This window comes from Kosakonia sp. LAM2021, assembly GCF_016620385.1.
GTDB classification, from domain to species: Bacteria; Pseudomonadota; Gammaproteobacteria; order Enterobacterales; family Enterobacteriaceae; genus Kosakonia; species Kosakonia sacchari.
The window spans coordinates 1-26,553 of the sequence record NZ_JAENHT010000006.1; the positions used below are offsets into that span (position 1 = coordinate 1).

Annotated in this window: 14 protein-coding genes and 1 pseudogene; 2 read left to right on the plus strand and 13 right to left on the minus strand. The window is 52.9% G+C overall.

Features of this window, described 5'->3' with window-relative positions:
- On the plus strand, nt 1-216 hold a 216-nt coding region (locus JKP81_RS13950; RefSeq protein WP_162721445.1), incomplete at its 5' end, for an IS3 family transposase.
- A gap of 21 nt (nt 217-237) precedes the next feature.
- Here JKP81_RS13950 and JKP81_RS13955 read toward each other — a convergent pair.
- The 12 genes and pseudogenes from JKP81_RS13955 to JKP81_RS14010 form a co-directional block, all read right to left on the minus strand.
- A pseudogene (locus tag JKP81_RS13955) lies at nt 238-981 on the minus strand (M23 family metallopeptidase); the annotation flags it as partial.
- A gap of 14 nt (nt 982-995) precedes the next feature.
- Complete coding sequence (locus JKP81_RS13960; protein WP_200552217.1) at nt 996-3,347, minus strand: type VI secretion system Vgr family protein; 2,352 nt, start codon at nt 3,345-3,347, stop codon at nt 996-998.
- Entirely contained in the window at nt 3,344-5,998 is a 2,655-nt protein-coding gene (gene tssH / locus JKP81_RS13965; RefSeq protein WP_200552218.1) for a type VI secretion system ATPase TssH, read from the minus strand. Before tssH ends, JKP81_RS13960 begins: the two co-directional genes overlap by 4 nt.
- A 177-nt stretch (nt 5,999-6,175) precedes the next feature.
- On the minus strand, nt 6,176-6,667 hold the full coding sequence (gene hcp, locus JKP81_RS13970) for a type VI secretion system effector Hcp (RefSeq protein WP_017457535.1): 492 nt from the start codon (nt 6,665-6,667) through the stop codon (nt 6,176-6,178).
- Nucleotides 6,668-6,671: 4 nt separating this feature from the next.
- A complete protein-coding gene (locus JKP81_RS13975; RefSeq protein ID WP_200552219.1) occupies nt 6,672-8,384 on the minus strand; it encodes an OmpA family protein in 1,713 nt (570 codons plus the stop codon).
- A complete protein-coding gene (gene tssL, locus JKP81_RS13980; RefSeq protein WP_200552220.1) occupies nt 8,381-9,070 on the minus strand; it encodes a type VI secretion system protein TssL, short form in 690 nt (229 codons plus the stop codon). Before tssL ends, JKP81_RS13975 begins: the two co-directional genes overlap by 4 nt.
- A complete protein-coding gene (gene tssK / locus JKP81_RS13985) occupies nt 9,067-10,410 on the minus strand; it encodes a type VI secretion system baseplate subunit TssK (protein WP_200552389.1) in 1,344 nt (447 codons plus the stop codon). Before tssK ends, tssL begins: the two co-directional genes overlap by 4 nt.
- 14 nt (nt 10,411-10,424) lie before the next feature.
- On the minus strand, nt 10,425-11,972 hold the full coding sequence (tssC, locus tag JKP81_RS13990; protein ID WP_200552221.1) for a type VI secretion system contractile sheath large subunit: 1,548 nt from the start codon (nt 11,970-11,972) through the stop codon (nt 10,425-10,427).
- Nucleotides 11,973-12,004: 32 nt separating this feature from the next.
- Nucleotides 12,005-12,502 carry a type VI secretion system contractile sheath small subunit gene (tssB, locus tag JKP81_RS13995; protein ID WP_200552222.1) on the minus strand — a complete coding sequence of 166 codons (498 nt, stop codon included), beginning with the start codon at nt 12,500-12,502 and terminating at the stop codon, nt 12,005-12,007.
- 275 nt (nt 12,503-12,777) lie between these two features.
- Entirely contained in the window at nt 12,778-13,410 is a 633-nt protein-coding gene (locus JKP81_RS14000; RefSeq protein WP_200552223.1) for a helix-turn-helix domain-containing protein, read from the minus strand.
- A gap of 159 nt (nt 13,411-13,569) precedes the next feature.
- Complete coding sequence (locus JKP81_RS14005) at nt 13,570-17,430, minus strand: amino acid adenylation domain-containing protein (RefSeq protein ID WP_200552224.1); 3,861 nt, start codon at nt 17,428-17,430, stop codon at nt 13,570-13,572.
- Nucleotides 17,339-20,650 carry a non-ribosomal peptide synthetase gene (locus tag JKP81_RS14010; protein ID WP_234455657.1) on the minus strand — a complete coding sequence of 1,104 codons (3,312 nt, stop codon included), beginning with the start codon at nt 20,648-20,650 and terminating at the stop codon, nt 17,339-17,341. Before JKP81_RS14010 ends, JKP81_RS14005 begins: the two co-directional genes overlap by 92 nt.
- Nucleotides 20,651-21,445: 795 nt before the next feature.
- Here JKP81_RS14010 and JKP81_RS14015 point away from each other — a divergent pair.
- Nucleotides 21,446-22,159, plus strand: coding sequence for a 4'-phosphopantetheinyl transferase (locus JKP81_RS14015; RefSeq protein WP_200552226.1), 714 nt, complete (start codon nt 21,446-21,448; stop codon nt 22,157-22,159).
- Nucleotides 22,160-22,221: 62 nt separating this feature from the next.
- Here the strand turns inward: JKP81_RS14015 and JKP81_RS14020 are convergent, their stop codons facing one another.
- Nucleotides 22,222-25,986, minus strand: coding sequence for a filamentous hemagglutinin N-terminal domain-containing protein (locus JKP81_RS14020; RefSeq protein ID WP_200552227.1), 3,765 nt, complete (start codon nt 25,984-25,986; stop codon nt 22,222-22,224).
- Nucleotides 25,987-26,553: the final 567 nt, after the last annotated feature.

The following is a 26,553-nucleotide window of genomic DNA, read 5'->3' on the forward strand; positions in this document are numbered from 1 at the left end:
AACTGCCATGATAATGCGGTTGCAGAAAGTTTTTTCCAGTTGTTGAAACGTGAACGGATAAAGAAAAAGATCTACGGAACGCGGGAAGAAGCCCGCAGTGATATTTTTGATTACATCGAGATGTTTTATAACAGTAAGCGTCGGCATGGTTCTAGCGAACAGATGTCACCGACAGAATATGAAAACCAGTATTATCAACGGCTCGGAAGTGTCTAGATTATCCGTGGCGATTCAAATCTGCATATTTTTCTGACGCGTAACCATTGTGCAGCTCCCCTCTGCCAGAGTCATACTGACATACAGAGGCGCATTGCTGGTATAGAGTTCAGAAAGCCCGGAGATGGAAGCACTGTCATCTGCAAGCACCTTGTCATAAAACTTCGTCTGCGGTGGCAGATAAAAATGGATATCGCCGTAAACCGCATCGGTGCGGCCATTTTTCGAAATATCCAGCTCTCCTGTTTTTCTGCCCGTCAGCTTGCTGATGTTGTTGTCATCACAGAAAATCTGGAAATGGAAAGCATTTACTCCATCCACCATACCCGGAAGGCCTACAGGATCCTTACGGTAAACTTTCTCACCGGTTTTAACGGTTTCAGCGAGCGACTTCAGGTGCATGTAAAGGGAGTAGAAAACCACTTTTGCTTCATCACCGCTGCCGATCTCGGTTTCATGCTTTATCAGTACATAACCATCATCGCTGCCTTTGGCATCGGATTTACCGGCGTTGATGTTCAGCGGTGCCAGGTCGCGTCTGTCGGAGCTGTTGCGCAGTGAAACGACGGTACCATCCGCGATCGCCCGCACGCTTTCAGCAGGTCTTCCTTCGTCAGTCTGACGGATGTGGATCCCGCCATGCCACGATCCATAGCCGTTCACCGGGAAATCACGATGTTCAACCACGGCCATGACTCTTTCAATCCAGGCAGCATCAGTTTCATGGGCTTTTTTCGCTTTCAGAAGCGGTGGACTGATAATCATAAACTGACTCCTTGTCAGGAAAAGCTGAATTTACTGGAAGGTTCTGTGGTTTCAGGCGCCACATTCGGGAATTCCTCTGGCTTGCTGGCCTTTTCTTTTCGTCCGTAGTGTCCGGCTTTAGTCCGGTACTCACCCTGGGTGGCAGATTCAATGCCATTGGCATCAAGGGTGATATAGCTTCCCCCGCCGTTAATCGTGACCTGTTTTCTGGCAAGGATTTCAATACGATCTTCGGTGCTGACGACGCTGATTTCTCCACGAGCGATCAGCTCCATCAAATCATTCTGTGCCTGGATCCTCACCGGCCCCTGGTTCGCGATGAGCTTCATCCCCAGCTTACGGACGAACACGTTCAGGGCACTGCCAACGCCGATGAACAGATTTTTCACCACGCTGATGTCTGCATTTTTACCAGCCGTGGCAATCAGGTTCTGGCTGGCCGACACCTGCAAGTGCTGTCCACTGGTCAAAGCAATACCATCCGGCGCACTGAGCAGCAGCACCGATTTTTTGAGATCCGTCAGTTGCTGTTCCAGCAGTTTGATTTGCGCCTGGAGATCGGCCGGATTCGCTGTCGCCTTCTGCGCGTCATCGGAGATGGATGTCATTTGCTCCCGGGCATCGCCCAGATTGCTGACCGCCGACTGCATCTCCAGTTGCTGGCCCTGTGCTTTTGTCTGGCCATCAGCGCTGATAAACATCCCTTTCTGTGCGCGGATGGCTCCCCAGCTGTCGGTTCTGAGTTCAAAACCCTCTCCGCGTTTCTGTTTCTCGCTATCAACAAGGTGACCGAGATTCAGTTGACTCTTACCGCCGAACTCCGTGCTGACCTTGATGTGCTCTTTCCCGCGCTCATCATCAAGGCGAATTTTGTTATTTGCCGGTGTGCGCAGGACATTGCGTTTGTAATTGCGGATAGTGACGTGGTCCGGATGTGCGGAGTCGTGCAGCGCACCTGCAATGTACGGTCTGTCCGGGTTACCGCCCTCAAAACCAATTGCGACTTCGGTGCCAGCCAGTAGGGGCAGGTGTAGACCATAGTTATCCCCGGCATACGGACGGGCCTGACGTACCCATAAGCTCTCGAACCCAGTTTCCCAGTTGTCACGGTCAAACAGCATGTTGACACGGTAGCGACCATCTTTATCGATATGGCTGTAAGTATCATTTTCAGTGGTACTGGTAATGCGTGCCGGCAACGTGCCGGCCATTAACGGACGATCACCGGGCTCAGGGCGGAAGCCAAAATCGGTGTTAGCCGGGATGCCGCTGAAGTGGATACAAAAATCTTTATCACGACGGGCATGGCTGTGCATTGCCGTCACGACCACGCCCAGGCTGAATACCTCTGCCACTTCATAGCCCCCGGTGACTTTCAGCACCTGCCCCGGAGAAAGCGTCGGACAACTGGTGATAGCATGGGTCTGTGTCTGGCCATTCAGGTAGCGCTCATGGCGCAGATGGGCATAGAAGGTGCCGGACTCCGGTGCCGGGTTGCGGTCATAATTATCGCCGGGCGTCAGATAGTTATCGGCATAATGGTAAGCATCGCCGTAGGTAGTGGAATCCCCGCGGGTCGCATCGACTTGTGTGTTCATCTCCTGCGTAGCCTGACGGTAGTTGTAGTCATGGGTACTGACCTGCTTTTGCACTACGTTGTGATGACTCTCCATCCCCCAGATCGAGTCCACGCCTTTCGAATGCTGCCCTGACGGCGGAACCGATGGCAGAGACAGGCCTTTTTCATACCCCTGCTGGCTGTCGTAAAACTCCACCACATCAATATTTAGGCGGGTGTCGGTGGTGAAACGAAACCAGATGCCAACCTCGCCCAGCAGGCGGCTGATAAAATGCAGATCATCCTCACCGTACTGCATCACCTGCTCACGACGTGGGTACTCCTGGCTCAGTGAGAACAGAAAATCCTGCCCACGCATGTTGTGGCGCTCTCGCAGAATTCTCTCGACGATTTGCGGAACGGACATGTCCTGATAGATGGCATTCTGGTGTGAGCGATCAAGCAGCGCCAGGCGCGGCCGGAGTGTCACGGCATAGTGGGTTTCATCTTTAGAGGAGCTGAGGCGTTCAAAGCCACTGATCACCCCCTGAATCACCCGCACCGGCTGCTGCATTTTAATACCATAGCCCTGGTCAACCGGCGCCTGCAGCGTCAAAGAACTGGCTTTCATCAGCATTGTCTCTTTGCTGATGGCGTGGTCAGTGCAGGTGAACTCAATGCGGTAACTGAACGGTTTGCTCAAGGCTTCGTCGCCCTCAAAAGCCAGTACGTCGAGCTCAGATTCACATCCTTTCACCACCAACAGGTGGTGGTTATGACTGAATCTTAACGGGAAGTTAGCACTCATACGTTCACTCCTTGTGGTCGGTCAAATTCCAGTCCAACCCCCTCTTCTTCACTCCAGCTAAGGCGTAACGACTGCGGCTTCTGCTTCGCGGCTATATGAATAAGTAACTGTTGACTCAGCACCGGCAGAATTTGTTGGTTGAGTAAGCTGTCGACGTTTCGTGCGCCGGTATCCGGCAACAAGCAGGCGGAGGTCAGAGCGTCATAAAGGCTCTCGTCGATATGTGTGGTCAGGCCGTAATGGCGGTGCAGGCGTTTGCTCACCTGGATGAGTTTCATTTCGACAATGGTGCGCATCGCGGCTGGCGCCAGAGGACGGTAAATCACCGTCTGGAAGCGAGCGAGCAGCGCAGGCTGGAAATGGTCGCGTAGGGTCGGGCGCAACAACTCATGCAGATCGCCTTCGCTGGCCTCCGGCTGTTCATCAAGCCGTTGCATCAGGTTGTCGCTGCCGAGGTTCGAGGTCATCAGAATGACGGTGTTGCGAAAGTCGATTTCGCGACCTTCGCCGTCGCGCATAAACCCGCGGTCGAAAACCTGATAGAACAGGTTCATCACGTCTCGGTGAGCTTTCTCCACTTCATCCAGCAGCACCACGCTATATGGGCGCTTACGCACCGCTTCGGTCAGAATGCCGCCCTGACCGTAACCGACGTAGCCCGGAGGCGAGCCTTTCAGTTGGGAGACCGTGTGTGGCTCCTGATATTCGGACAGGTTAATGGTAATCAGCGATTTTTCGCCGCCGTAAAGTACATCGGCGAGCGCCAGCGCCGTTTCAGTTTTCCCCACGCCGCTCGGACCAACCAGCAGGAACACGCCCTGCGGACCGTTTTCGGAAGTGAGACCTGTTTTCGCCGCGCGCAGGCGTTGCGCGATGGCGGTAAGCGCGACATCCTGCCCGACCACTCTTTTGCCGATTTCATCTTCCAGGTTCAGCAGTTCGGTCTGCTCGTCTTTCATCAGCGAAGAGAGCGGCACACCTGTCCAGTCGGCAATCACGTTAGCGACGGTGCGCACATCCACATCAACCGAGAGCAGCGGGTTGCTGTACTGCATGCAGTTCAGTTCCTGTTGCAGCATGTGAGTTTCACACTGGCGGGCGATGTCCTTGCGGCTCGCCAGCAGTTGTTCGGTGAGTTTCAGCGCCTTACCGTACCGGGCTTCCAGTTCGTCGAGTTCAGCAGTCAGATGTACGTCTTCCTGCTCAATCGCCGTCAGGCGCTCACCGAGGTTCTGATTCCCGATGGCAATGTCTTCCAGCAGCGCCTGCTTCTCCATTTCCAGCGCTGTAATTTGCGAGCGGAGGTGAGTCAGTTGTTCCGGCACAGTGTCGAGGCTCATGCGTACGCGGGCGCTAGCGGTATCGAGCAGATCAACGGCTTTGTCCGGCAGTTGACGGCCCGTCAAATAGCGACGCGACAGCGTGACGGCGGCACGCACGGCATCGTCAGTGATATGCACGTTATGGTGTTCGGCGTAGCGGGATTTCAGGCCGCGCAACATCAGACAGGCGGTATCGTCGTCCGGTTCGTCCACTTTCACCATCTGGAAACGGCGTTCCAGCGCGGCATCGCGCTCGAAGTATTGTTTGTATTCAGACCAGGTAGTGGCGGCGATGGTACGCAATTCGCCACGCGCCAGTGCCGGTTTCAACAGATTTGCCGCATCCGCGCCACCCGCCTGGTTGCCTGCGCCAATGATGGTGTGTGCTTCGTCGATAAACAGCAGAATCGGCACCGTCGACTGCTGCACGGCGTCGATAACATTTTTCAGGCGCTGTTCAAATTCACCCTTCACGCCTGCGCCCGCCTGCAACAATCCAAGATCGAGGGTACGCAGAACAACAGGTCTGAGCGATTCAGGCACGTTGCCTTCGGCAATGCGCAGCGCAAGGCCTTCGACCAGTGCGGTTTTTCCGACACCCGGCTCACCGACCAGAATCGGGTTGTTTTTACGGCGACGGGAGAGAATGTCCACCATCTGGCGGATTTCAGTATCGCGACCAAACACCGGGTCGATTTTGCCCGCTTTCGCTTTGGCGGTGACGTCGAGGGTGAATTTATCCAGCGCGTTCTGCAACGTCGCGCTCAGTTCACCCTCTTTTGCCTCTGCGCCGACAGGACGCCCGACAAACTCCACATCGCCGCCATGGCGCTGGGCCAGCGCTGCTTCCTGCTGTACTTCCGGGCGCTCGTCAGACTGCGCATCCAGCAGCGGGCGAAGGCGATGCAGTTGGCTCTGACCCAGCGTTAGCATCGGCCACAGGCTATCGCAATGAATCAGCGTCGGGCTTTCAACCAACGCAATCAGCAGGTGCAAGCTGCGGATTTTTTCTTCGCCCTGCAACGACGCTATCAACCATGCCTGTTTCAGCAACGCGTTGAGAGAGTTCGCCAGTTGCGGCCGGCTGCGTATCGAGCGCGGAAGCCTGTCCAGCCAGCCCAACAGCGCCTGCCACATGCTGTCCATATCCCACTCGTAGCGACGCGCCAGTACTGTGAGATCACCTTCGCCCTGCTCCAGCAGTTTCAGCAACCAGTGTTCCGGCAAAATTTCCGCATGGGCACGGGTCTGACACAGGGAGGCAGCCCCTTCCAGCGCACGGGCGCAGTAAGGATTAAGGCGACGTAACAGGGCGGCTGAGTTTTCCATTTTTTCTCTCTTAGGTTGTGCCGGGTACGCTACCGCCCATCGCTTTCCCTTTTGACAAGGAACCCAAAGCGCATCAGGTCAGGCAGGCAAATTGTGTGATTCTTTGATGAAAGCCCGAGGCGGCAGACATTCAGCAAAAAAGAAAAAGCGGACAGGGGGGAACTGTCCGCTTGCGACTTACGCGGTGGCGCGTTCGTTCCAGGAATCGGAATGAATGATGTTGCCGTCTTTGTAGGTCCAGGTGATTTTTTCGTAGCGCAGTTCGATCTGCTCGAGGTGGTTGTGCTTCTCGTAAGAAGGGTCTTTGATGTCGTGCATTACCGGATTCACTTTCACCACTTTCACGTTTTCCAGTTTGGTGTTGAAGTACTCCACTTCCTGGCCCGCGTCGTTGATTTTGTACCACTTGAATTCCGCAGACTTCAGGGTCTGGCCGGTCGTCACCGCCTTGTACAGGTACGGGCTGGAAGAATCGATTTCCTTAGTGAACAGAAATGGGGTGTGGATACGGGTACCGGTCAGCTTGCCGGTGTTGTTGTCAGTCGGGATGTACAGGTTGTGCTGCTGTGCAACGACTTCGATGCTGCCTTCGCGATCCTGAACGTCCACAGACCCTTTGATGTCCGCACCGCCGTCGTCTTTCAGCCAAAGATAAACAGGAATTGCCATGGAATTACTCTCCATTGTGTTGTGATGCGCCATCATCCTGTGATGACGCTGAGGGTTTGCCCGGTAACTGGCAGGCATCGACCTGCGGTACCAGACTGATTTCGACACGGCGGTTGAGCGCGCGGCCTTCCGGGGTGTCGTTGGTTGCGATCGGGCGACTTGCGCCATAACCCTGCACCGCAAAACAGCTTTCCGGTACGTCACCGGTGTCACGCATCCAGTCACGTACTGCTTCGGCACGTTTCATCGAGAGCGTTTGGTTAAGCCCAGAATCGCCGGTGTTATCGGTATGCCCTGCCACGACAATCAGCCAGCCCGGTTTGGCCTTGATTCCGACCAGGGAGTTGACCAGCAGTTTGGTAGAGCCAGGCTTGAGGTCAGACTGACCCGAGTCGAATAGCGACATGCTGTCGAGGCGGATAATTTTCGGTACCGGTTCTGCTTTCGGTTGAGATTCAGGGGGTGATGGCGGCGGGACATACGAACGAATTGCTTCCAGCACCGTAATGCGCAGTCGCTCTCCCTGATACAAACCAAGGCTCATTCGGGCTGGTACGCCATTACGCGCCCAGCCATCCAGTTGGGCCGCGTCGTCACGCAGGACCGCAACGGCATCCGCTTTCGGGCCGTAATCAACCATGGAGAGTTGGTTGTAATGGGCTATATCGAAGCTCACACGGTGGAGCAACTGGCAATTATTCCAGCCGCTGCTGAGCAGGGCGGCAATAGCCGCAAGAGTGAAAAGGTTCAGCGCGCACCGCAAGGCCTTATCCCGCGGGGTTAATCCCTTCCCTTCCGGCAACAGCGGCAGAACGAAATCCGGCAATGGCGATGCCACCGTACTGTCAGCATCCACCGGCTGCCAGCCAGTCACTTGCTGCATGGCGGTGTGACGAGATAACCACACGGTCCAGGCTGAAGAGGCCAGGTTCCCGGTAAGAATGGGCCCCATGCCCCATAAAACAGCAGTGGGCGAAATGGGCGAGACATCAGGGTTCTCATCCATAAATACTGCAGTAACGTGCTGATGAAACCAGCTCATCAGGCTGTTCACCAGCACCTGCTGCTGCATTGCAGGCGCGCCGCAGGTGCTGACCCATGCGGCAATCGAACGGGGCCCGGAGGACTCGTGCCAGACTCTCACCTCTTCCCCCGCAATCGCCATCTGCCACAGCGTGTCACTCATCATCGCGCTACCAATCTGACCATTCAGCACCAGCGGCACGGAATGCCCGGTCTCCTTACGCAATTGGCTGATTTGCAAGCGTAAGGCAAGCAGACGACTGGTCAGCGCTTCGCTGTCAGCGTGTTTCTGCGGGCAGACACAGACCATCACCGACAGTTGACGCCCCCAGGTCGGGCGCAGCAATAGTACCTGGCGGGCCATCTGTCCCAGTTCCTGATCATCCTCCACGCGGATCCAGCAGCCCTGCGTTACGGTTAGTACCTGTGACTGCTGTGGCCAGGCCAGCGGTAGATCGCCACAAACCAGTACCACAGGCTGGCGGTATGTAACGTCCGGCAGGTTATCCAGATACGAGGTGACGTCATATTCAGCACGACGACTGGCGACGCACCAGAACGCCGCGATACCCCCCAGAATCGCCAGCAGAGCGAGTACAGCAACCATCCTGGACATCGGTAAAAAAACCAGGCAGACCACGGCGCTTAGCAGGGCGGCCCACAGTACGAGCCCGCACCGTTGAGCAGGACTCATTTATCGCCCCCCGGCAACAGGGAGATCAGCAGTTGATCGAGCCAGTGGTTCAGCCCCCACCACATGGCCACGACCACAATCACACTCAGGCAAATGTACACAGGCCACGAAGCCAGCCAGCCGCCCCTCCTCCAGCCAGCAAAACTTTCCGCCAATACAGGATGGGTTTGTGGATTGCTGAAGGGCGTGACAAGTTTGCTGAGTGCGCTGACGAGCTTCTGACGCTCCGGATCGTTTAGTGAGCGAAAACTGCCGAGGAATCCCAGCATCATTACCCGCTGGAAGCAGGTTACGACGGCACTGTTGGGTGTCTGTTCACGCAGCACATCGCGCATCCGGTCACACAGCGTGTCGCCAGCGTCCATGGTGCCGAGAAAATACCCCTGCAGAGGAATGTCATACCACTGCACGCAAGCGTCATCGTCCACACCGCGGCTTTTGACTGCCTCATCAAGCAGCGCACATTGCGCGGTGAGAATATGCAGACAGTTGGCCTCATCGAGTTCGCTCGCTTTAAGCTGACGCTGTACGCGCTCCACATCAGCGATACAGCGCTCCCACAGCATCCGGCCTTCGCCTTCCTGAAACTGCGGGCCGTGACGCAGGCTAATGACTTGCAGCCAGGTGTCCTGAAATAAGGCGTCAATATCAATGGACGCGGCGCTACCGCGTTTACGCTCATTCATGTTCTCAGTACCGCAAAGAGTTCAAGTTCAGGTTCGCCAAGCATTCCCGGGACGTAAAACATGCAGCAGCCACTCTGGAGCATTTCCACAGCCAGAGGATGAGAGATATCAAGGCTGAAATATTGATTTTCCAGGCGCAACGGAATGGCAGCAGGAACATGACGCAAAGGTGTCAGAGGAACCCCTATCCGGGATGAATTAACGATACCCCGGACATGATCCGGGCTGCCCACTTTGCACTGGCGCGGGAACTGCTCCTGCAATTGCGCCACCGGCATCGGTGAACGCACAGAGAGGTAGTAATCAGCACCTTCGCGCAGACGTGGATCATGCAGACGAGCCTGCCAGACGCGCAGACGCGCGTCATACTCAAGCTTAAGAGAGACCACCCGCGAGGGCAGACTGGCTTCCAGCAGATCACTTAGTAAGTCAAACAGCGGCGGGAAAACAGCATTCAATTGCTCGTGCTGCCAGACAGGAATAGCACTCGCCTGATGCTCCAGGGAGAACGTCAACAGGCTTCCGGCTAGGCGGGCAAGCTCCGGATACAGACGCTCAGGTGGGCTTTGCGGGTTGCTCTGAAACTGTCCCAGCACGGGCTCGGCACTGTTCAGTGCATTGAGTAACCAGAATAGAGATACGTCGGCCACCGCGAAATCAGCCATCCGTTCATTACTTTCACGACGCATGGCCATCAGACGGCTCAGACGAGCACGCAACTGGGTTATCAACTGTTCCAGTTGTTTCACCAGCCAGCGGCTGCCCTGAATGGTCAGGAGTGGAGGGAGAAAGGTTTCGTCCAGTACCCAGACGCCCTGTGAATCCAGCCGAAGACGCGCAACCGGGCAGGTTAGGTAATCGCTATTGTTCTGATGGTCAAAACGCAGCGTCAGTTCTGGTTGCATCACCGCAATCTGACGCGTGTCGTCCCCGAAGGTATTGCGGACATCTCGCCAACGCTGGCGATAGCGCACCGGGCGCTCTGCCACACCATCAGGTTTCAGGCAATTGCCGCCATTGGCCCGCAACAACGGGAGTGCCAGCACCACCACCACCTCATGTGGTTCGCCCTCAAGCGACAGCGCAGGTGGCAGAGCGTCAGCATTGTCTGTATCAATCAGCGTACCGTCCTGAAAGCGGACATGCAGGTGGCGGCTCTGCAGCCGACCCAGCTTTAGTGCTTCCAGTTCAAAAGTGGCATCAATCACCCCCCAGGGGTGAGCGAGGCCGAGTTGGGCGATACATTCCGCAGCCCAGGCCGTATACGCGGCCTGTTGCTGGAAGTGCTGGGGCGAAACCATAATGCCCCTGCCCCATAACGGTTGTTCCGTTTTCATCAGCTTCCTGGCTTACCTTATGATTTCGCTTTCGGCATCTGGGAAACCAGTGACAGGTTGACGTCCATGCCTTCGACCTGGAAATGAGGGATGGCATAGAGTTTGACGCGGAAGAATCCCGGGTTGTCGTCAATATCTTCCACCACGACTTTGGCATCACGCAGCGGGTGGGAAGCCTGTAACTCGTCGCCCGGATCGGTCATTTCGGTGACCAGGCTACGCACCCAGGTGTTCAACTCAAGTTCGAGTAATCGGCGATCTTTAGTGGTGCCGATGTTTTCGCGCTGAATAAGCTTCAGGTAATGCGCAATACGCGAGAGCAGGAAGATATACGGCAGGCGCGCATTGATACGGCTATTGGCGGTTGCGTCAGCGGTATCGTACAGCGCCGGTTTCTGCGTGGAGTTTGCGGAGAAGAAACAGGCGTAATCGCGGTTTTTGTAATACGACAGCGGAATAAAGCCGAGATTTGCGAACTCAAATTCACGCGTTTCCGGGATCATCACTTCAGAGGGGATTTTTACCTGGTTGCCCGTGCCGAGATCATAAAGGTGAATAGGCAGATCCTGAACCGCACCGCCCGCCTGCGGACCGCGAATTTGTACGCACCAACCGTTATTGATAAAGCTGCGTACCATATTGGCGGCAAAAGCAAACGAGGCGTTGGTCCACAGGTATTTATCGTGATCCGGCCCTTTCACTTCTTCCACATAGTTGAAGCTTCGTACCGGCACGGTGTCCGGGCCATATGGCAGGCGCCCAAGTACGCGTGGCATCACCAGACCGATATAGCGGGCGTCGTCCGTCTCGCGAAAGGATTTCCACTTGATATATTCCGCGCGGTCAAAGTAGTTGCCAATATCTTTAATCGCCGCCACGTCCTCCATCGCATCCTTGAGGAAAAACTTCGGACCCGCAGAGCCGATAAACGGCATATGGGCTGCGGCAGACACTTTCGAAATGTTGCGCAGCAAAGCAACATCCTGCGCCGAAGCATCAAACTCGTAAGCGGAAATCAGCGCGGCGATGGGCTCACCACCCGGCGTGTCATATTCATCGATATAAGTATGTTTGTATAAACCGCTCTGGATAATTTCGGGGCTGTCTTCAAAATCCTGGCGCAGATGGTCTTTGGAGAGATCGAGCAGTTCGATTTTGACGTTCTGGCGAAAATCGGTTTTATCCACCAGTGATTTCAGCCCACACCACAGACTTTCTACTGCCTGAAACGCCTCATGATGCATCACCGCATCCAGTTGACGGCTAATCTGGTAATCCAGCTCCGCGATATGGTGGTCAATCAAATTGCGGTCAAGTTTTTCGACTTTCGAACCGGACTTTGTCAAACACTCCAGGAATACCTGCATCCCTGCGGTCAGGCGCTCATCGGCAGTTGCATCGGACATCGCCTGCGCATCCTGCCAGATATCAAGCGCGCTTAACGCCGTTACCGGGTTCAAATTGATTTTTTCAAATAAAGAGGCATAAACACCTCCCGTTTGCGTGCCTTGTAAAACCACGCTTTCGCCTGTGGCGACACTTTCATTTTGTACAGACATCAACATTCCTTATTTATCTGTTAAAACTTCGCCAGCATTTATGGCTGTTTGGGCGCAAGGGAGGAGAGCTCATCACGCAGTTCTGCGCTGAGAGAGGGGTTAAGAAGAATTTTTTCTAATTCCTTCCGGAAAGTCTGATTATCGAGTAAGTTCGCCTTCAGATCGCGAAGCAAATTGCGCATTGCCAGCATGGCTTTGAGCTGTGGAATTTGGCGGGCGACCTCTTCTGGCGTGAAATCTTTCATATCGCGGAACGTCAAGCTGATATTCTCTTCGCTACCATTACCCACAAGTGTATTTTCGACCACAAGGTTAACTTTTGGGGAATAATCAGAAAGAACACTATTAAAGTTATTCTTATTAATATTGACCTTAACGCGTTCGCTTAAAGATGCAGTTTCCTTCCCGTTACTGAAATCACCCGTAACCAGTAATTTCAAAGGTAATTCTGTTTTTTTCTGTGCTCCGCCCGTATGCAGGTCGAGTTTCAGGTTGATACGCGCTTTCGGTATCTCCCGCTGGAAGCTATCGCTCATCGTTCCCTCTCTGTTTATTGCTCTGTGATATTTGCGCGTAATTTTCCCTGCGCATAACACGGAAACAATAAACCAAAACGTTTCACTTTTTACATCAAATATTAAAGATTAGGAATAAATAAAGGATTTTGATTAATCATTAATACGCAAAGTTATTAATTGATGAGCTAATTAGCGCATAACACTTTCCAGATAATATTATTACCGATAATAAAGACGCGTAATATTTTCAGAAAGCATTCCTGAATGTATTTTAATTTATCGCTAAAGTTTCTTTAACGCCGTTCAAGTTGATAGTACGGTACCCGCCGCGCTGTGCCCGTCAGGCTATCGAATGCATCCGTTTCTGCGGTGCTGATCCTCATCCCTTTCTTTCTGAGTCTCGCCACATCGGCGGCCAGCCGCTGAATGCCAAACCAGAATAACGCATCAAGCGCCGTGACCTGGAGACCCGTCTCCAGCGCCAGCTTCAGGCGTTCGCGCGGGGCTTTAACCTCTTTGGCAATTTGCTGGTACGGCGCAGCCGTAACGTTGGTGGGATCAAGGCGACGAATACGATTGGAAAAGCGGTAGCTAAAGGCATCCGGGATAGCGCTTAAATCGCTTTTCAGACTGTAAGTACATCCCCAGCGGCTGCCGCTGATAACGGCGGGTTTGCGGCTGATTTGCAGCTCGTCGCGCAGGCTGTCGATTAGCTGCGGCGCGCGAACCAGCAATAAACGAAAGGGCAACTCCAGGCTGGTAACGTAATCCACATTCAACAATGCAATGCGTAAACGCTCCTGCGCCCCGGCCTGAGTCTGGCGGCACTCTTCCATGACATCGGCCCACTGGCGCGCCAGACGCGGCGTTTCATCAACCGCGGTGAAACTATATTTTTCAATGTGATAGTCGATGCGCCCACTCATCTTCGTCTGCCTCTGTTCCCTCGCCTTTACCCGCGAATCACTTTACCAGCGAGCCAATATAACCGGAAGCAGGAGGCAGCCCCGATCTGTGCTTTTATACACACAAAAAAAACCACCTCATCAGAGGTGGTTCAGGTGTGTTATGAGAAACGGACTCGGCTAAGGCTGACTCATCACGGTCGTAATATGACTGGCAAGCGCGCCCACATGGGGTATGGTCAGCATAGTCATATGATTTCCCGGGCTCAGCAGGGTGGTGAATTGTGTCGCGTATTCACGCCAAACTGCTTCGCGCTGTTCCCGCTCTTCGCCATTAGCCTCTTGTGCATTAATGCTATGCAACACGCCCAGGTAACGCTCACGGGGAATATAGGAGGTATTGAGGTTTGCGTACAACACATGGAAAACCCCGGCCAGCAACGAAAGCGGCGTGTTACGGGTGTAAACCCCCGCCTCAATCAAAAGTTGGTGCAAACAGATAAGCCGCTGGTGTGGCTCCATTCCCAATAGCGCGTCCTCCGTAATGGGCAGTTCCCGGTTCAGCATCAAATTATAAATGCTGATTAATTTCATCACTGCCTCGAGATGGCTGACCGGCGGTTTAACCCCGGGTGAGCGGCTATCAATGATAATCAGCCTGGCAACCGTCTCCCCTTGCGCCTGTAATTGCAGCGCAATTTCAAAGGCTACCCAGCCGCCAAAGGAGTGCCCAATCAGATGATAGGGCCCAAAAGGCTGACGTTCACGCATTGCGCAGATGTAATCACGGGCCGTTTCTTCAATTGTCAGATGCGGCATTGTTTTCACATCGGTGAGCCCGCGTGCCTGTAGTGCATAAACAGGAAGTTTCGCAGGTAAAAGCCCCACAAGTTCGAGAAAACTGAATGCGGATGCACCAGCGCCAGGGATGCAAAAGAGTGGCGTTTCGCAATCTGCCCCCTCCTGCATAACAACCACCGGGTGATAAGAAGATCGAGGAAGCAGATCTGCCGTCATTTGCCTCCCCAGTTGCGCCAGGAACGGCGGTTGCATAATCGATAAATGCGTCCCACCAATAACATGCAGCGACGAATCACTGCTTACAGTGCCGTGCCAGCCGCGCCAGATGTCGTCGCTTTCATCCGGCTTTGCCGTATAAAGATTAATGGTGAGATCAGCAGGTGTCGGCTGATACCGAAGCCCCAGCGGCCTGATATACAACACCGTTTCCAGACGTAGCAACAGATCCTCATAGCCAATATCCTTCGGCAACCAGTTATGTTCGCGACAAAGATCAAAAACGGCTTGTATATCAATGGGGCTTTGCAGTTGTGCCAGCATCTTTCTTTCGCTCTCCGGCACATGCAGGGATAAGAAATTTACGATCATTTCGTCACGCAGTGCCCGTTCGCTGCTCGCGCTGAAATCACGCTTTTGATGCGCAGCCGGATGATAACTATCAATCATGCCGATAAAGGCGATCTCTTCCCCGCTTTGTTGCAACTGCAACGCAATTTCGTAACTGATAACGCCACCCAAAGACCAGCCAGCAAGATGGTAAGGCCCATGCGGCTGTACGCGACGGATGGCTTCAACATGACGGGCGGCCAGCTCTTCCAGCGATGTCGGCGGATTGCCGGTGGTATGCAGACCAAGTGCTGAAAGTGCATAGACGGGGCGATCAACCCGCAACATCGTAGCCAGAGGCGAATAAACCAGCGGATCGCCGGAAGGCTCGTGCACCAGAAAGAGTGGCGGCTGCTCACCTTCGCCCCGCAGCACAACGGGATTATCGGCAAAAGGTGAAGCGAGTGATTTTTCCCTGTCCTGAATGACGCCAGCAAGCTGCGCCAGGGATGGATTAGCAAAGAGTGTCGCCAGCGAGATAGCGAATCCTGTTTTTGCCATGCGGTTTAACAGCTGAACCGCCAGTAAGGAGTGGCCGCCGAGCTCAAAAAAGTTGTCATGCCGCCCGACCTGCGACAGCCCCAGCAGCTCACACCAGATAGCAGCAAGCGTTTTTTCCACCTCACCAGCCGGGGCGTCATCCCCACGGGTGACCAGCGCAGCGCGACCCGGTGCAGGCAGCGCCCGCCTGTCCAGCTTGCCGTTCGGCGTAAGCGGAAAGCTTTCCAGCGTGACGAAGGCGGCGGGCAGCATGTACTCCGCCATTGACTGCGCCAGTTGCTGGCGTAGCCGTGCAGGCTCCGGCGTGTGACCGGCTTCTGCCAGCAGGTAGGCAACCAGCCGTTTGTCGCCCGGCGTCTCTTCCCGCGCAATCACCACCGCGTCGCGCACACCAGTGCACGCCGTCAGGCAGGCCTCGATTTCCCCGAGTTCGATGCGGAAGCCGCGCAGTTTGACCTGAAAATCATTGCGCCCGAGGAACTCAATGTTGCCGTCCGGCAGCCAGCGGCCGAGGTCACCGGTTCTGTACATCCGTTGGCCGGGCGTGAAAGGATCCGGCAGAAAACGCTCTGCCGTCAGTTCCGGGCGGTTCAGGTAACCGCGCGCTACGCCGTTGCCAGCGATATAAAGCTCGCCGCAGATCCCCAGCGGTACTGGCTGACCATGATTATCCAGCAGATAAATCTGCGTGTTGGCGATCGGTTTGCCAATGCCCGGCATCGCCAGCGTTTTATCAATCACGCACATACTGGCATCTACGGTACACTCCGTCGGCCCATAGGCATTAACAAAACGTATCTGCTCAATGTTTTGCATGGTCGACCATGCCGATAAAGGGATCGCATCGCCACCGATAATGACAGTACAGGGATACCCCTCATACGCTTTCTGTAACCCTGCGGCAATCAGCCCCTGCAACTGAAGGGGCGTGCAGTCAATCACATCAACGCGTTGACGGCGTAAGAATGCTAACAGCGCTCCCCCCTCTTTACGGACCTCTTCCGGGACGATGACCAGCGTATGCCCCAGCAGTAAGTGCGCCCAGCTCTGCACCGACGCATCGAACACGATGCTGGCATTCATGCTCACGCGCGAGGGCTGTTGTATATCTAGCTTCGCCTGTATGGCTCTCTGCATGTTGACAACATTGCGGTGCTCAACCATCACCCCCTTGGGTTTCCCGGTGGAGCCCGAGGTGTAAATCAAATACGCCAGATGCTGCGGCGTCAGCCCCTGCGGCTCCGGGTTGTGCTCTGCCGCACCGGCCTCCGGCTCCGCATCCGTCAGCACCACCGGCAGTGTGGCATTCAGCGTCTGCGCCAGCGCACGCTGCGTCACCAGCGCCACCGGGGCGGCATCCCCCAGCATATAGCTCAGCCGTTCCGCCGGGTACGCCGGGTCCAGCGGCATATACGCGCCACCCGCTTTCAGAATACCCAGTATCGCCACTATTGCATCGACGCTGCGCGCCAGGCACACCGCCACCCGGTCGTCCGGGCGCACGCCCAGCGCCATCAGCCGGTGCGCCAGCCGGTTGGCCCGGCGGTTCAGCGCATCGTAGCTCAGCGTGCTATCCCCGCAGACCACCGCCTCCGCCTCCGGGGTGCGCGCCACCTGCGCCTCAAACAGGCGGTGTATCAGCCCCTCAGCCGGGACGTCCGCCCGCGTGGCGTTAAACGCCACCAGCAGCTGGTGCCGCTCCCCTTCAGGCAGCACGGGGAGGCTCAGCACCGGGCGCTGCGGCTCATGCGCCAGCGCCGTGCCCAGTGCCGCCAGCGTGGTCTGCAGGTAACCGAGCTGGCGCTGCGGGTCGATGCCCGCCGCCGTCTGCGCCGTCAGGATGAACCCCTCCCCGGTGTCATCCACCGAGAACGCTATCGGGTAGTTGGTCCGCTCTTCCGCGTCCAGCAGCCGGATACCTTCACGCACAAGATTGCTGCGCGCCGGGCTGTGGCGGTAATTCAGCAGCGTGCTGAACAGCGGCTGCGGCTGCGGCACCCCGCTGCAGCGCAGCGCCAGCGCCAGCGGCGCCTGTTCATGCTCAATGCGACAGGCTGACCAGCGGCAGCATGCCGGGCGTGATGGCCTGACAGTGCGCCGGGATACGCGGCGGCGGAACCGGCGTATCCCCACCTGCATCGCGGACGGTAATACGCTGCGCCATTTCAGCCAGCACCGGGGCGGAGAACGCCCCGCGGATATCCAGCGTCATCCCCTGCCCGCGCAGCCGCTCCAGCAGGCTGACCACCATCAGCGAATGGCCGCCAAGCTCGAAAAAGTTGTCCTGCCGCCCGACCTGCGACAGCCCCAGCAGCTCACACCAGATGGCGGCCAGCGCGGTTTCCACTTCACCGGCCGGGGGCTCATCCCCGCGGGTGACCGCTGCCGCGCGATCCGGGGCGGGCAGCGCCTGCCTGTCCAGCTTGCCGTTCGGCGTGAGCGGAAAGCTCTCCAGCGTGACGAACGCGGCGGGCAGCATGTACTCCGCCAGCGACTGCGACAGTTGCTGACGCAGCCGGGCAGGCTCCGGCGTGTGACCGGGCTGCGCCAGCAGGTAAGCGACAAGCCGTTTGTCGCCCGGCGAGTCTTCCCGCGCCATCACCACCGCGTCGCGCACACCGTCGCACTCTGTCAGGCAGGCCGCTATTTCCCCCAGCTCAATGCGGAAGCCGCGCAGTTTGACCTGGAAATCGTTGCGCCCGAGGAACGCAATGTTGCCGTCCGGCAGCCAGCGACCGAGATCACCTGTTCGGTACATCCGCTGGCCGGGCGTGAAGGGATCCGGCAGAAAACGCTCTGCCGTCAGTTCCGGGCGGTTCAGGTAACCGCGCGCCACGCCATTGCCAGCGACATAGAGTTCTCCGGTCACGCCAAACGGTACCAACTGGCGGTTACTGTCCAGAATGTAGATCCGCAGATCGGAGAGCGGACCGCCAATTAAACTGGCGCCATGTGAGGTGATATCTGAAGGCGCTATTTCATACCAGCTGGCATGCACGGTGATTTCCGTGATGCCATACATATTGATAAGACGCGTATTACGGTTTGAGGCGTTGTTAATCCACGGCACCAGAGAGCGCATTTCAAGCGCTTCGCCGCCAAAGATAATGCAACGCAGGGTGTGTGGAGTTGAGTTCTGGGCAGCAATTAACTGGCGGAATGCGCTGGGGGTTTGATTGAGTACCGTAACCTGCTCACGACATAGCAGCGCATAAAGCGTCTGGGGTGAGCGAGCGCATGCGGTTGATACCACAATCAACCGCCCGCCTGAGCATAACGCGCCGAATAACTCCCAGACGGAAAAATCAAAAGAGAAAGAGTGGCATAGCGACCAGGTATCTTTACTACTAAAGCTAAAAACAGGCTGGCAGACGGTTAAAAGGCGGGTGATATTGCGGTGTTCAACCATCACGCCTTTCGGCTGACCAGTGGAACCGGACGTATAAATAACGTAGGCCAGATGGTGCGCCGCCAGGCCGAGTGATAATGGCACAGGGTTGTTCTCATCATCTCCGTCCGCGACGGCTGGTAACGACGCATCCATTAACACGGCAGGAGTAGCGCTATTCAGCGTCTGCGCAAGAGCAGAATAGGTTACCAGTGCGGTGGGGGCGGAATCTTCCAGCATGTAATTCAGTCGTTCGCCCGGATAGACCGGATCCAGAGGAACATAGGCTCCGCCCGCCTTCAGAATTCCGAGGATGCCGATCACCATGTCGAGGCCGCGTTCCAGGCAAATAGCCACGCGATCATTCGGATGAACATCCATTCTGATGAGCTGATGAGCCAGCGTGTTTGCCCTGCGGTTCAGCGCGTCATAGGTTAATGAACTCCCCTCGAAAACGGCAGCGACAGCCTGTGGCGAGCGACGGACCTGGGCTTCAAACATTTCGTGGATTAATAGGTTAGAAACGTCACTTTCTGTAGCGTAAACAGGCTGGAGCAGTTGCTGGCATTCATGTGGCGATAAAATCGGTAACTGAGACACTGGGGTATCAATATTCTGCAACGCACCTTCCAGTAACACAGCAAGGCGAGATTGCATAACCTGAATACCTTCAGGAGTGAAATAGTCGAGGGAATAATTAAATTCAACGCAGACCGATTGGCTCTGTTTATTATTGCTGGTGATGGCGTACTGATTAATCGTTATCGCTAAAGGATATTGCGCCCGGTGATGAGGTTCGATGGTATGAATTGCCGCCCCTTCCAGATGAATGTTAACGTCGTAAGGTTCATAGGATAGCGACATATCAAATAAATTGGCTCTGTTGGTATTTTGCTGTTTTTTTATTCTCCGGTTGATTTCCGTAATGGGTAACCGCTGGTGTTTGTAGCAAATACGTAATTCATCGGCGGCTTTTTGCATCACATCAGAAAAGGAATCTTCATCCGTTAATATAATGCGAACCGGGATAACCGAAGCATACATTCCCACCGCCGCTTTTTGTTGTGCATTTCTTCGATTATGGAGTGGTATACCGAAACAAATATCATCAACGTTTTTTATTCTTTTAAAATAAGAGGCGAAAAGGGCATACATAAAATGCAATACAGACAACCCATATAAAGAAGCCGTCTGTTCAATACGCTGAAAAAGGGTTTCCGCAAGCATCCAGGTAACAGGCTCAGGTAGAGATGATGCTGGCGCAGAGGTTGTCACCAAAGGAAGAAATAATTGCGGCGGTAATGTCGTATATCGCGCAAGCCAAAAAGCCTGATCTTTGGTGCACTGCTTCGCACTCAGATAAGCCGCATCACTGGCAACAAAATCGGCATAGGATAGCGATGCGCCTGCAGATAAATTCTCTCCGCGGATAAGATGACTGTAATTTTCGCTCAACTCAGCATTAAGCAGGCTCAGACTCGTTCCGTCGGCGATAATATGATGGCAGCACAGTTGCCAATACCAGCGATGATTACCTGCATAGATTAACGCGCTGCGCCATAACCTTTCAGCCAAATTAAATGGCTGTGTAAAGTTTAACTTCACATACTGTTCAGCTTCATTTATTGGATTATCCGTGGCTGAAAAATCCTTAAATTCCATTAATGGCAACGTGGAAGGTTCAAAATATTGTGCTGGCGACGTACCAGCAACCATTCGCAAACGAAATGCATCATGCCGCTTAATGACGAAATCAAACGCTTTAACCATGATATCGGGAACGATATCCCCATCAATGATCATAACGCTTCCAATATTGTAGTTTGTTAATTCCGGATTGAGCGTCTGAGCGAACCAAATCGCCTGCTGATCTGAACTCAATGGAAACCGGGACGTTGAAAGCGTTGTATATTCTTTCGTCACTAATGCACTGTCTAAAAATCGATTATTGGGAGATATGTCCATATATTCCAACCTAATTAATGAAAACCAAATCGTTGTAATTAATTGAGTGCACGCTTATTTCCAGAAAGCATGGCACCATCAAATAATATTCTTGATGAATGTTTTTATCCTTTAAATGAACGACTAATTATCCTCTACACTTTCTGGATGCTTTGTTGTCAACCATATGAGGTAAAACTGAACATGTATTAACGATAAATCTATCAATTAGCGCAACCGACCTCTCTCTACACTGGATATATCCATTTTAAAAAAACACGTAATAATACCGGGAGAAATCATTACGTAAGTTTCACATCATATAAAGCACAGCGCAAATCAGTTCATCTGGTCACTCATGGAGTTATTCAATGAAAATTAAACGGTCTGTAGTAAGTAATAACCCTTACAAGTTAACAATAATAAATACTTTTTGCGTCTTTATAGCAAGAAAATATATTACCCCGACAACATTTCAGTGATATATGAAGCACCATGCGCTTGATAATAAAGATGTTATTATTTTTAATTTGACAAAAAAAGATCCTTACATTTATCGCTGCAACGAAAAACTCCGATAGGCGTTTATTTTATTATTCTGCGAAATTATTCATGCAATGGATAGATATACGACAACATAAAAGAAAAACTTCGCATTGATGGATGACAACAGCGTGATTTCCACAAGATGATTCACCACCGCACTCGGATTGAGAAAGAAATGCGTGATGACGACACCGCCTGCGGTACACTGATTGCATTTGCTGATTTCACGTTTACCGATGCATTTACCCATTAACTTGATGATAGATAAACATGTTTACGTCACAACTAAGCCATTCCTCCTCTGACTTCGTGGTGCGGTCGGAAACGGGATTCATCACGCCATTCCCTGCAATAGCCTATTGCCAGCTCGCATTCAACACAGCCTCTTACCGGGATGCACTTTTTAGCGAATATGCCATCCCTTTTCCCTCCGCACTCGATAAAGCAGTAGTAAAACGGCGTGCGGAGTACCTGGCGGCTCGCTATGCCGCCAGACAATTATTACAAAACGCGGGGTGCGATGGTCACGTGGGTACGTCTCCCGGCCGGGAACCCGTCTGGCCTGCGGGCTGGTGCGGCAGCCTTTCTCATACCAGTGGACACGCTATTGCGATTATTGCGCCGTGTAACGCAAGGTTAACGCCAGGCATTGATATTGAAATGTTCGACGCCAGTGCCATGAGAGAGACAGCGGAGATGTTCACCAGCCCTGAGGAGCGGCGATTACTTGCCGCCTGCGGCTTAGCGTATGAAACGGCGTTATTGATAGTATTTTCCGCCAAAGAGAGTCTGTTCAAAGCGCTCTATCCCGAGGTGAAATGTTTTTTCGGTTTTGAAGCGGCGCGGATTTGTAGCATCGATACTTCGGCACATAGCATTACTCTTGAGCTAACGCAGTTACTGACGCCTGAGCGCAAACAAGGATGCCAGTTCACTGGTCTGTATCTTATCGGGGAAAATCGTGTGATTACGCTGATCGCGTAAGGCAGTGGGCGGGTATCAAATCAGGAAAGGCAGCAGCGATTGCCGCTGCCTTTTATTGCGATTTACAGACCTACAATGGTGCCGGTATTTGTGATCGCATTTGATTCAAGGTCAAGGCCGTAAAAACCGCCCAAAACCGCGTCCTTGCCGCTATTTGTGACTTTATTCGCGGTTACTTTTGCGGTGCCATAACTCAGCATATTGAGGTAGTTATACACGTTACCGTCTGTTTTCACGGTTAATGCATAATCGCTGACAATATTGCCTCGGTTATTAATATCGTTTACCGCATTAATTCCAATGCTTTGCCCAAGCATATTACTGTTGCTGTTGTTGGTAACGTGCCGTTGGGTAGTAAGGGTAAGGCTGGTTCCCGCCAGGATATCTTTAAAGTTCTCGATACCGTTCAGGGCATTAATCGCCAGCGCGTTATTAGCGGCGATGGTGTTGCGGTTATACAGCACACCTTTTAACACGCTGAAATTCACATCGCCCTTACCGCTGATCCAGCCGTAGTTGGTGGTGCTGTTATCTACAGTCAGGTTCAGGTTCTTATCCGAAGCGATAACGCCTGTTGCTGTTCCATCTTCCAGCTTACCGTTGCTGTAGTTCTCAAGGTAAGCAGAAGTGATGTCGAGGTTACCTGCGCTATATGTCATCGCATAGTTATTATAGAAAACACCGGCCGCTTTAATAATGGCGTTGGCACCGCTCATCAGCATGCTGCGGGTGTTATCGAATACGCCCCGAGACAGCACGTTAAGTGGGCCGTTTTCTGCCAGAATACGGCTGTTTGTGCTGTAGATATTCTGTGCGGAAAGCGAGACGCCCGCTTTACCCACCATACCACCGACATCGCCTTCGACACCAAAATACTCGCCATTGTAATAACTGAAGTTATTACCGTCTCTGTTCTCAATATTGCCGACAGCATTTACGGTAAGTGTTTTATTCGCGGCAATCAGCGCCGTGTTGTTATAGACACCTGATTTGGAATCAATAGAGATGTTTTCACCTGCGATTAACCCGTTGTTATTGTCCACCGAGTTAGCGACCAGCTTAATATCGCCCATTTGAGAGGTCACAGAACCTTTGTAACTGTCGAAGTTGCCCGCCATGATAAGGTCAATATCTGTACCGCCAGCAATCTGTCCATAATCATTACGTAACCAGTTTCCGCTAATTCCGATATCGCCAGCAGAGGTGATCTTACCGTTATAGTTATCAACCGTTCCCTTTGCCGCCACATTTACATCGCCCGTCAGGGAGCGCAGCGTGCCACGGTTATTACCGACATTGCCAGTAGAGGTAATTGTCAGATCACCACCTGCCTCAATAAGTGAATTATTGTTGGTGACGTTGTTTGCGGTAATAGCGACATCCCCAGCGCCCAGCATATAGAGGTAGTTATACAGATTACCTTTGGTCACAACACTCATATCGCCATCACTGACAAGATTGCCGCGGTTATTAATGTCGTTTACCGCGTTAATAGTAATCCCGTTACCGACCATATTGCTGTTGCCGTTGTTAGTCACATGACGTTGCGTATCCAGCGTCAGGCTGCCGCCTGCAGAGATATCTTTAAAGTTCTCGATACCGTTCAGGGCATTGATCGCAAGCGCCTTATCAGCTGCGATGGTATTACGGTTATAAAACGCCCCTTTCGCAACATTCAGCGCTACAGCGCCTTTACCACTGATCCAGCCGTAGTTCGTGAAATTGTTGTCCACATTCAGCGTTATATCTTTCTCTGAGTTGATGAAACCTGTGGCGTTATTGTCGATAAGCGTGCCGCTGCTGTAGTTTTGCAGGGAAACGGTATCGAGCGTGAGGTTGCCTCCGCTGGAAATCGTTGCGTAGTTATTGTAGAAAGCCCCGCCAGTTTTGATTGCGGTATCGGCCCCGCTGACCATCAGCGCACGCGTGTTATCAATGTTCCCTTTCGCTTGCAGGCTCATTGGCCCATTTTCTGCAATGATGCGGCTGTTGTTGTTGTAAATATTCTGCCCGGAAATCTCAACGCCACCTTTACCGATCAAGCCACCGGTCTGTTGCGGCATGCCGAAATAGAGGCCAAAGTCATTGCCAAAGCGGTTACCATCACGGTTATCAACATTTCCGCCTGCATGGATAGTCAGCTTTTCACTGGCTAATACCAGTGACCTGCTGGTATTTACTCCATCTTTCGCGTCTATGGTAATATTTTGCCCTATCATAAAACCGCCGTGAGTATCTACCGCATTCGCACTCAGTGAGATATCACCTTCTTCCGCACTCACAACGCCAATATAGTTGCTCAGGTTGCCGTTAACCGACACCTCTACGCCCTTCTTGCCGCCGATGCCGCCGGAGTCATTACGATAGGAGTCGCCCTTCACAATCACTTTGCTATTGGAAAGAAGATTGCCGGAATTGTTATTGACCAGGCCCTTACTGTTTAGCGACACATCGCCGTTCGATGCGATCTGACCACCGCTGTTATTGATGCTGTTTGCGTTGATTACTACACCGGTATCGGCTGCGATGCCTAAGGAGTCGGAACTGACGGTATCCGCTGTTTTGGTACTACCGTTGTTGATAGTCCCCCCGGAAAGAATGTCGATATGGCCGCTGGCAGATCGGATCAGGCCTTTGTTATTGTCGACATTGCCAAGGCTGACAATGTCCATGTCGCCTGACGTTTCCAGAATACCGCTGTTATTGTTAATCGCGCCGGATTCAAGCCCCAGATAGCCGCCGTGGATCTGGCCGTTACTATTATTTAGCGTACCGGTTTTTAAGGTGACAATACCCGCTTCGATACCGACATTGTTTCCTTTACCGGTGTTGGTAAAGGTATTGTTATTGGTATCGACGGCCAGCATACCGCTGGCGGCAATTTTGCCGTTGGTGTTATCAAATGCGCCGCTATTAACGTAGATATCTGCCGTCGTCGAAATCGTACCTGAACGGGCATTAACAATAGCGTTCTTATTGGTATCGAGATAAATAGCACCAGCAGAAGTAATAACGCCCGTAGTGTTATCCAACTTGCCATTGGTATTAATCTTTGTCGAACCGATCGATTGAATCTGTGCATTACTGTTCAGTAGCTGGCCATTGGCATCAATACTGATCCCGCCTGTACCACCGGCAATTACGCCCTGGTTACGCACGCCCACGCCGCTTTCGGTACTGATAAGATTAATTTTATTCGCGTACATGCCGCCAACTTGCGCAACGTCAACGCTATAGCTGTTACGCGAGCCTGACGCCGTGACAGTTCCGGTCACCTGGCCGTCTGTATTAACGTAGTTATTGCCCGCAACAATATTTAGTTCGTCAGCGGTAACTTTCCCGCTGAGCACTATATTGCGTGACAGAATTTCAGTTGGGCTGGCGTTATCCAGTTTGCTGATAGTAATTGTGCCGCCATTTACGGAATAACCAGCGAGTGTGTCGTTCTGAATATCCGGTGTGCCGGTGGTCAGAGTGAGTTTATCGGTATTAATCGTACCGCCACCATTTACCGTAATGCCGTTTGGGTTGGCGATAATCAACGCGGCTTTATCACCCGCAACTTCCATCATGCCGTTGATCGTCGACGCATTTTTAGAGGTAACTTCGTTGAGAATAACTTTTGCCGACCCGGATGTCAGATTGCTGTTACCCTGGATGGTGCCGCCCAATACCGTATCGGATGCTGAGCCGCTGTTATTAAAAATAACACCGTTTTTATCGACGTTCAGGTTGTCCCAGACGTTATGTGACAAGCCATTGCTGTTAGGTTTATTAATATCCACGACCGGCACGCCATTCGCATTATATAGCGTGCCATTTTTCATACTTAAACCAGCGGAATGCGCAACAGCAGGTAATGCGAATATCATTGCTACCGTCAACGGAGCCAGCTGAGTTCTCACAAGGCGTTGGACTTTCTTTTCCGAATTAATCACGCTTTTGCTTCCCTTTAATTAACCTTCAGAACCAATTTGAAATAAAACGTTCTCAGTCTTGTTTCCTGAGCCTGGAATCAATTTTGTTTATTCGCATGAATTTATCGGTAAACTTCACCAGGCATACCGGATCAGAATAAAAAATGAAACCTGGCACCTCGCGAGACGGCTGATTTTTTTACAAAGCCTGTGAAGAATTAACATCAGGATTGAATATCGCAGTATCCCGCGAGCGGGGAATAAATCAAGACCGGGCTAAAAAGTAACAGGGGTTCAGGAATAGAACAATATGCCATACTTCAAAATCAGATGATTCATTTGGCCTGGCGAGTGAAAAACAGGCAATTAAAGTGCATCATTTAAAATATAACTTAGAAGTATTAAGAAAATAAAAATATCGTTGCAGAATGATATTTCAAAGCAATATAACAAGCCTCAATGTTATTAATCTGGTAA

Coding starts and splice junctions, on each gene's coding strand:
- JKP81_RS13960 (WP_200552217.1), bottom strand. CDS start 3,347: ATGAGTGCTAACTTCCCGTTAAGATTCAGTCATAACCACCACCTGTTG.
- tssH (WP_200552218.1), bottom strand. CDS start 5,998: ATGGAAAACTCAGCCGCCCTGTTACGTCGCCTTAATCCTTACTGCGCC.
- hcp (WP_017457535.1), bottom strand. CDS start 6,667: ATGGCAATTCCTGTTTATCTTTGGCTGAAAGACGACGGCGGTGCGGAC.
- JKP81_RS13975 (WP_200552219.1), bottom strand. CDS start 8,384: ATGAGTCCTGCTCAACGGTGCGGGCTCGTACTGTGGGCCGCCCTGCTA.
- tssL (WP_200552220.1), bottom strand. CDS start 9,070: ATGAATGAGCGTAAACGCGGTAGCGCCGCGTCCATTGATATTGACGCC.
- tssC (WP_200552221.1), bottom strand. CDS start 11,972: ATGTTGATGTCTGTACAAAATGAAAGTGTCGCCACAGGCGAAAGCGTG.
- tssB (WP_200552222.1), bottom strand. CDS start 12,502: ATGAGCGATAGCTTCCAGCGGGAGATACCGAAAGCGCGTATCAACCTG.
- JKP81_RS14000 (WP_200552223.1), bottom strand. CDS start 13,410: ATGAGTGGGCGCATCGACTATCACATTGAAAAATATAGTTTCACCGCG.
- JKP81_RS14010 (WP_234455657.1), bottom strand. CDS start 20,650: ATGGACATATCTCCCAATAATCGATTTTTAGACAGTGCATTAGTGACG.
- JKP81_RS14015 (WP_200552226.1), top strand. CDS start 21,446: ATGTTTACGTCACAACTAAGCCATTCCTCCTCTGACTTCGTGGTGCGG.
- JKP81_RS14020 (WP_200552227.1), bottom strand. CDS start 25,986: ATGAAAAATGGCACGCTATATAATGCGAATGGCGTGCCGGTCGTGGAT.